Origin of the sequence: Streptomyces sp. NPDC057253, assembly GCF_042669125.1 — a bacterium.
Lineage (GTDB): Bacteria > Actinomycetota > Actinomycetes > Streptomycetales > Streptomycetaceae > Streptomyces.
Genome location: NZ_JBHUXV010000232.1, coordinates 1 through 7,966, shown reverse-complemented (window position 1 = coordinate 7,966; position 7,966 = coordinate 1). Strand labels below are relative to the sequence as shown.

The following is a 7,966-nucleotide window of genomic DNA, read 5'->3' as shown; positions in this document are numbered from 1 at the left end:
CACCCCCCAGGTCATCGTTTCGACAGGGGGGACCAGTCATGCCGGGCCCGGAGGCCAGCAGCCCTCTTGCAGGACCGCCAAGAAGATAACGGGGGGCAGCGGCTCTGGGCCGCACCTCTTCGGTTTCCCCGGAGCCGGGCAGGACTGCCTGGTCAGGCGCCGGCGCCGCCGTCGACCGGCAGGATCGCGCCGGTCACGTACGAGGCGCGGTCGCTGAGCAGCCAGGCGGCGGCCTCGGCGATCTGCCGGGGTTCGCCCATGTGACCGAGCGGGATCGACTTGGTCATCTGCTCGACGATGCCGGGGGTCGCCGCCTCCCAGGTGGCGATCATCTCGGTGGAGGTGCCGCCGGGGGTGATGCCGTTGACCCGGATACGGTCACCGGCCCAGTTCACCGCGGCGGTCTCGGTGAGGCTGTTGAGCGCGCGCTTCATGGCGCCGTAGGCGGGCAGGGCCGGGTTCGCGCGGCGGCTGCCGATGCTGGAGGTGTTGACGATAGCCCCGCCGCCGTTCTTCCGCATGAGAGCGGCCTGGGCGTTCATGGCAATCCAGTGCGCGCGGAAGTTCACCGCGAACTGCTCGTCGATGTCCTCGTCGGTGGTGGTGTGGACCGGGCCGAACTGCTGCTGGGGGAGCGCGCCGTTGTTGAAGGCGCCGTCCAGGCGTCCGTGCAGTTTCTCGACCTGGTCGACGGCGGCGCGGATGCTCGCGCTGTCGGCGAGGTCCAGGGTGACGGCGTCGGCGGTACCGCCAACGGCGCGGATCTCCTTCACGATGGCCTCCAGGGCGTCGGTGCTGCGGGCGGCGAGCACGACGGCGGCGCCCTCGGCGGCGAAGAGCCGGGCCGCGGCCGCCCCGATGCCACGGCTGGCGCCGGTGATGAAGACGACCTTGCCGGTGAGCAGGCCGACGGGTGCGATGTCAGTGGTGTTCGGGTTGTTCGTCATGGAAACAGCGTCCGGCCGGCTGCCGGCCGGATACAGGCACAACCAGTACTACGATCCGCTGCCGGGCGGCGCGCACACTGGCCGTATGGACAGACAGGAGCTCGGGGCATTCCTCCGTAGCCGCCGAGAGCGGCTGCGCCCCCAGGACGTAGGCCTCCCCTCCGGCCCGCGACGCCGCACACCGGGCCTGCGCCGCGAGGAAGTGGCCGTCCTCGCGCACATCTCCACCGAGTACTACATCCGCCTCGAACAGGGCCGGGCGCCACGCCCCTCAGGCGACGTCCTGGCCGCGATCGCCGGCGCCCTGCGGCTCACCGACGCCGAGTCCGACCACCTCCACGTCCTGGCGGGCACGGCGCCGAACCGCACCGGACTGCACCGGCGCGACGTCCGCCCCAGCATCCTCGCGCTCCTCGAACGAATGCCTCACACAGCCGGCTTCGTGATGTCAGCCGTGTGCGAGGTCCTCGCCTGGAACGACCTCGCGGCCGCCCTCATGGAGGACTTCGCCCCGCTCACCCCCAGGGAGCGCAACCTCGCCCGCCGGGCCTTTCCCGGACCGCAGTACGCCGCCGAGAGGCTCTACGGGATCTCCGACGCCGCCGACTTCCGCCTCGGCATCGTGATGCAGCTCCACACCACCCTCGCCCGCTACCCCACCGATCCCGCAGTGACCGGCCTCGTCGACGAACTCCGGGACACCAGCCCCGACTTCGCCCGGCTCTGGGAACGCCACGACGTACAGCCCGTACCGGCGCTCACCAAGACCTTCCGTCACCCGACCGTCGGCGACGTCACCGTCGACTGCGACACCCTCACCCTCACCGACCGCGACCAGCACCTCGTGCTCTACAGCGCACCGCCGGGATCCCCCGGCGCCGAGACGCTGGCTCTTCTGAACGTCCTCGGCGCCCGGGCGAGCGACTACCTGCCCTAGCCCACGGACACCGGATACGAGCTGCTCCTGGTCCTCGATGACGTCGGTGACGAGTTCACCGCGTGTGGCGGAGCGGTCGGAGACCAATGGCGAGTGCGTGTCGCCATAGTCCTCGCGCCGTCCGGTGTACCGCTGCAGCATCCGCCATTGCCGGTGTTCGGTAAGGGTGCCGCCCTCGGTGAGGCGGACCTGGTAGTCGAGTTGGGCGAGCAGATGCTCGGGGCGCAGCCCGGTCCGGGCGCAGATCTCCCGCAGCCGACGGCTGACGTCTGCTGACGGCCATACCTGCGTGCGCAGTGCGCCACGGGCGTCCCGCTGCTGCTGTTCCCCGCCGCGCGACCACTCCTCCCGCTGCACGCCCGCGTACTGCTCCGGACGTCGCGCTCCGGGGAGTACACCGGCCACTCCTCCTGGTCCATCAGCGCGGCAACGCGCCGCCATTCGGTGTGCCGGGCCTCCCACACCGCAACGAGCCGCTCCGGGTCCTCCCGCAGCTCCTCCATCCCGGACGCGGTCACGGTCCCGCGCAGTCCACGTCACGCCCCCTCCACGACTTCCCACTCAAGTCCGGGGCGGACCGGTTCCGCTTGGTGCTCCACCTTCGTCGCCCCGAACCTTCTCCCCCGCGAGCTGTCCAGGGACGCCCTGATCTTGTGCGGTGGGGGTGGGTGTCGGGTGGTGGGGTGGTTGTGGTGTGGCGTTGGGTGTGGTTGGTCCCAGCGGGTGGTTCACCAGGTGAGGCGGCCGTGGGAGTCCTGGGGCGCGAGGGCTTGAAGGACCGACTGGGCGAGGACGACGGCGAGGCCGGCCAGGGCGAGGGTGAGGACGGCGGGCCAGGGAGCGCCGGTGATGATGAAGGTGAGGGTACTGACGCTGCCAAGTCCGGCGCCTGGAGGTGCCGCGTCCGGTACCGGTTGCCAGCGGCTGCCGGCGGGCATGGCCGGCTTCCAACGCCGCGACGACGTCACCTACCTGACCCTGGAGGGCGTCGCGCCGGGCATGGTCGCCCTGGCCTACAGCAAGCACCGGACCATGCCGGAGCTGAACCAGTTCGTCGAACTCTCCCGCCGCATGCTCGCCCCCGGCCCGAGGGCGAGCCCCACCAGGTGGAGGCGACAGGTGTCCGTATCGGGTCCGGTTCGGCTCGTGTGGGCGGCGAGTCGTTCGGCATCGCCACGACGCCCGGGGAGAACACTGAGGTCGTGCTGTGGTGCGACGATGTCGACGGCGGGCATCAGACGGCGCTCGATGCAGGAGGCGAGCCACTGAAGAGCCCCACCGACTCGCCTGACGGACGTCTGCGATTTTCCTGACTGCGTGATCCTGGGGCCACCGCGTGAAGCTCGTGCAGGAACGCGGCTGAGTTGCTGTTGCCGGTCGCATCCGGGGCCTCCAGGGTGCCGGACCCGGCAGGGAGCGCCGGTGCGGCCAGGCCCGGTCACACGTCGGCCACGCTCCGGTAGAGCGAGGTCTGCTGCAGCAGTTGACGGTCGTCCAGGAAGTTCTCCTGCACGCGGCGCCGGGCGCCGGCTCCCAGAGCTCCCGCAAGGTCGTGATCACCCACCAGAGTGCTGGTCTGCACGGCGAAGGACCCGCTGTCGCGGGGATCGTCGAGCAGGATGCCATGGACTCCGTGCTCGATCTGGTCACGGATGCCACCGACGGCGCTGGCAACAACCGGGCGTCCCTTCCACATTGCCTCCGTGACGGTCAGGCCGAATCCCTCCGCCAGGCTCTTCTGCGTCACCACCGCCGCCGAGCACTGCAGGGCGTTGACGATCACCGCGTTCTCCTCCGCGTCGGCCATCGGCAGGCAGAACAGGTGCGCCCGAGTTCGTACCCGGTCCGGCAGTTGGTGCCACAGCGCCGCACATTCCGCGAAGACGCGCCCGCCCTCGGGATCGTCGGTGACACCGGTGACGTCCGGGCCCACCAGGGCCAGGTGGGCCCCGTCCAGGCTGCCGCCGGCCTCGGCGAACGACGTCAGTACGCCGGCCATGTCCTTCAGCGGGTCCCAGCGGGAGACCTGCACGATGAGGGGTGCGTCAGCGGGTGGCGGCGAGGCGCTGCACAGACTGGAAGGAGTCCGCCGTACCCGGCCCACCGAGCCGTCGAGGCGCCGATAGATCGCCGCCCCGTTCCGGTCCGCGGGAGCGCGCAGACCGACCCGGCTCAGGATGGCCGCGGCCGCCGAGGAGGCCAGGGGCTGGTTCTTGACCGACAGGGGATCGATCGACGGCTGGATCACGGCGACCCGCCGCCCGGCGAGCCAGCCGGGAACGTACCGCTCCCGGGAGAACACGTAGGCATCCGCCGTCTCCAGCCAGGGCCGCAGAAATGTCCATGCCTGGTCGGTGTACAGATTCGGGTCGTCCGTACCGATATGGCACCGCCAGATCACCTTCGCCCCGGCCCGCCGCAGATGAGGAACGAGGCCGGCGGCCTGCGGATCGTGGAGGGTGACCACGTCTCCCGGGCGTACCACACCCAGCAGGGCGCGTGCATTGGCCTCACAAACCGCCCCGTAGTGCTCGGCTCCGTCTCGGTCCAGTGGTGGTCCGGAGGCGTCGGTCCCGTGCAGGAGGTGGTGCAACTGCTTGGTCAGGGCGAAGAAGGCGGGATCTCCCTGCATGGTGAACCAACGGGCGTCGAGCCCCGCTCCGCGGGAGTATCGCTGGAGCCGGTGCAGCATCTCGGCCACACCGCCACCGTTCATCGTCGAGTTCACATCGATGATCCGGCGGCCGACGAGCGCTTCTCCCGCCTTGCGGAGGGCGGTTTCGAGCTCGCCGGCCCGGGCGGGCCCGACCGTGTCGCTGAGCAGAAGCGGATCGGCTCCGGTGACGTGGGCTTCCGGGAGCCCGGGTGGCGCGGTGATCGGTTCCTGGGGGTGGTTGGTCAGCGGTTGTCGGGTGCCGGTATCTGTCATGGTGCCTCCGCACGTCGGCTGGAGCGTTCGGGATCTGGCCTGCTGTCCAGGTTCCGGTCACGGGCAGTCCGCTGCATGCCCACGGCGGTACCAAAGCCATACAGGGCGTTAGCCCCGCCGGGGCAAGCGTCACCGGACGTGCAGCTCGGTGCAGTTGGGCAGGTCGCTTCGCCCTCGTTCTTGCGCGCGTTGAAGAAGGGGAAGGGGGACTCTTCTGCAGATGTGCGACCAGCTCGGACTCAGAGGACAGCGTCATGAGACGGGCCAACCGTCCTGACTCCTCCCTCGTTGTGGTCGACGGCCGTCCAACGGGTACGGGAACCGAAGGGCCGGCCCGGCTGGGTTCGGCGCTCTGTAAGAGCACGACCAGAGCCCGGCTGCAGCTCCTGATGCCTAGCCATGTTCGCCTGACAAGGCTGGAGTTGACGGGGCACCGTAGTGGGCGTCACGGAATGGAGACGGCAGAAGCCGGCAGGCGCTTCACGGTGGAAGGTGGCATACGTCTACGACTGTTTCCCCGCCCAGCTCCCCCTGCACCGCAAAACACGCCACTCCCAAGTCGAGCTGACCAGGCCCCTGCTAGTCAGCTGCCCTTGCGGCCCGGTCGGTGACATCGGAGCTCTCGTCACCGCGCATGGGCAGCTTCAGCGGCCGGCCGTCCCGGTGCGCCCAGATGTCGCGGAGGATGACCTTGATCATGCCCGCGATCGGAATGGCCAGCAAAGCACCGAGGATTCCGGCGATTTCCGCGGCCATCAGGATCGCGACCAGCACGGTCAGAGGGTTGAGTTTCACCGTGCGGGACAGGATGACCGGCTGCAGAAGATGATTCTCGACCTGTTGGTAGACGATGAAGAAGATGACGGCGGCGATGCCGGCCGGCACGGAGTGGATGAAGGCCGCCAGGGAGGCGACGACGGCCCCCAGCGTGGCGCCCACCAGAGGAATGAGATCGGCAACTGCGACGAAGAGGGCCAGCAGACCAGCGAACGGCACCCCGGCGATCAGCAGTGTCACGTACGTCAACACACCGCAGATCGCACTGATCAGCAGGTTGCCTGTCAGATAGCCGTTGACGGTACGGGCGCAGGCGGCACCCACGCGGCGGATGCGTGCGGCCCGTTCCTCGTCCGTGAGAGCCAGGGCCCCATGAATGACCCTGGGACCCTCGAGCACCATGAGATAGGCCAGGACGAAGATCGTGACGGCCCCCGCCACAGTGGTCGCGGCGCTGCGCACGAACGCCAGGGCAGGCGTTCCCAGGCCGGTGGCGAACGAGCGGACCTGTCCGCGATGGTGCTGGACATAGTCCAGCACATGGGTGCGTTCGAGCAGGTCCCCGATCGGCCCCCGACCGGCGCGAGCGTCGTCGATAAGCGTGGGCAGACGGTCGGCGAGCCGGCTTCCCTCCTGAGCCAGTGGGGTGACGAACACAGCGATGAGGCCACCGACGACGACAACGGTGATCAGGAAGACCAGCAACGTGGCGACCGAACGGCGGCAGCGCGTCACCCGTCGCTCCAACGCGTCGACCGCCGGGTACAGGGCGACGGCGAAGAACAACGCGATCACCATCCACACCAGGACGCGGCGGGTCTGCACCACCATCTGCAGTGCGACGTAGGAAGCGAGCACCAGACCGATGGCGGTGAGCATGGTGCGTACGGGAACCCGACGCTTATCCATGGCGACTGGGTGCCCGCCGTCCGTTGCGGCAAACGGCGACGGCTGTTTCTCGCGGCCCACCCCGGGACCGTGCACTTGGCGGTGAAAGCCTTCGCCTCTTCGACTTCTTTGTCCCTGGGGCCGAAGAACCCGCTGCGCCGAGCTCACGTCCGCATATCGTCGGCGGGTCGGGTACCCGCGAACCATGACGCCACATGACGACAGGCATGACCGTGACATAGAGAAGGCCGAAGCGGAGCGAGCCGAGTCCCGGCCGTTCAGCTATCCGTATCCCGAGCGCCGCTCAAACGTCCGCGCGATCCGGCACGTCTCCCGCGAGGAGGCCGATGCCGACAGCGTGCCCGGAGTCCCGGGCGGCTACGGAACCTCTGGCGGCGGCCAGCCGAGCGACACGAGCAGCGGCGCCGAAGAAGCCGACCCCGACCAGCACTGACCCCGGAGGACTTCGAGGAGCACTGAACGGCGGCCACAGATGCCGCGCCCACGCGGGCCACGCGTTCAGCGGCTGCATCTCCGGCATCTGCCCGGTGAAGGGCGCGTTCGCATAGCCGACGATCACCGCCCTTGTGCGCACGGAGCTGACCTGCCTGGGGCACCGGATGCAGCGCGCCGAAACCGTCGGGTCGGCCGTCCTCAGCCTGCACAACACAGGTTCGCAACGCAGCGTCCAAGCCTGGGGTAGCGAGCAAGTCGCGCCCGTCCGGGGCGCGTTGTCTCGCGCCGCCTCAGGCACCCGCCAGACGCATCCCGGGGAAATGCGTACTCCCCGGGTTTGATGTCGCCACGCCCGCACTCAGGCGGCACGATTCCTCGGCCCGGGTACCGACCGCGCTATGCCCTGCCGATCTCACCCTGCCCGGCGCGGACCGGCAGCTGACACGGTCCACCTGCCAGCAGGCCCGACCGGGCGGATCTGCTCGTGGCCTGAGCGGAACAACGATTTCGGCAAGTACGGTCCTCGCGGCATCAAGAGCAACGAAGCCGTCGCCCGCCAACTGGAGGCACTGGCCGACTACATCGCCTCCCGTCACCGCCCGGCGAGGCCTCCTGGCCCGCCTGCACTACCTCAGCCGCACCGACCACGCCCGGGCGGCGGCCCGCGCGGCCGGGCCAACCGTCACCGACCGCCCCTTGCGCGCCTGACTCGACGGCGTCCGCACGCTCTCCCGACGCAACCTCGAGCGCATCGACCAGATCTACCGCACCGTGCGGCGCGAGAACGTCGCCCGCTATACGGCTGCCCTCCTCGACCGCGACGGTCGCGGTACCCGTGTAGAGAACCATCCCCTCAACCAGGCCCAGCTCTCCCGGCCGCGTCAGCACCCGGTGAAGTTCCACGCGCTGAATGTGCGCCGCTAGCCCCGGATCGTCACCGCCTCGGCGGCCGTCGACGATCCGGGGCTCGACGACGCCTGGGTAGACCTGGTCGTCGACCTCGGCTCCCAGTGGGGCCAGTACGAGTACGTC

General features: G+C 69.6%; 6 protein-coding genes and 1 pseudogene. 3 read left to right on the top strand and 4 right to left on the bottom strand.

The genetic code is table 11. The annotated features are described in order from the left end of the window. Window positions 1-152: 152 nt before the first annotated feature. Complete coding sequence (locus tag ACFULQ_RS47760) at window positions 153-947, bottom strand: SDR family NAD(P)-dependent oxidoreductase (protein ID WP_383557752.1); 795 nt, start codon at window positions 945-947, stop codon at window positions 153-155. Window positions 948-1,032: 85 nt separating this feature from the next. On the opposite strand from ACFULQ_RS47760, the gene ACFULQ_RS47755 reads away from it, so the two are divergent. Beyond that, window positions 1,033-1,884: a helix-turn-helix transcriptional regulator gene (locus tag ACFULQ_RS47755; protein WP_383557750.1), complete on the top strand. Its 852-nt coding sequence runs from the start codon at window positions 1,033-1,035 to the stop codon at window positions 1,882-1,884. Window positions 1,885-2,612: 728 nt separating this feature from the next. Here the strand turns inward: ACFULQ_RS47755 and ACFULQ_RS47750 are convergent. From ACFULQ_RS47750 to ACFULQ_RS47740, 3 genes are all read right to left on the bottom strand, one after another. Continuing rightward, complete coding sequence (locus ACFULQ_RS47750; RefSeq protein ID WP_383557748.1) at window positions 2,613-2,822, bottom strand: hypothetical protein; 210 nt, start codon at window positions 2,820-2,822, stop codon at window positions 2,613-2,615. Window positions 2,823-3,322: 500 nt separating this feature from the next. Continuing rightward, entirely contained in the window at window positions 3,323-4,813 is a 1,491-nt protein-coding gene (locus tag ACFULQ_RS47745) for a glycosyltransferase (protein WP_383557745.1), read from the bottom strand. A 579-nt stretch (window positions 4,814-5,392) separates the two neighbouring features. Next, window positions 5,393-6,469, bottom strand: coding sequence for an AI-2E family transporter (locus tag ACFULQ_RS47740; protein WP_383557742.1), 1,077 nt, complete (start codon window positions 6,467-6,469; stop codon window positions 5,393-5,395). A 214-nt stretch (window positions 6,470-6,683) separates the two neighbouring features. Between ACFULQ_RS47740 and ACFULQ_RS47735 the strand changes: the two genes are divergently transcribed. Together ACFULQ_RS47735 and ACFULQ_RS47730 are read left to right on the top strand one after the other, a co-directional pair. Next, window positions 6,684-6,932, top strand: coding sequence for a hypothetical protein (locus ACFULQ_RS47735; protein WP_383557739.1), 249 nt, complete (start codon window positions 6,684-6,686; stop codon window positions 6,930-6,932). A gap of 478 nt (window positions 6,933-7,410) precedes the next feature. Then, window positions 7,411-7,966 (top strand): annotated as a pseudogene (locus ACFULQ_RS47730) (transcriptional regulator); the annotation flags it as partial.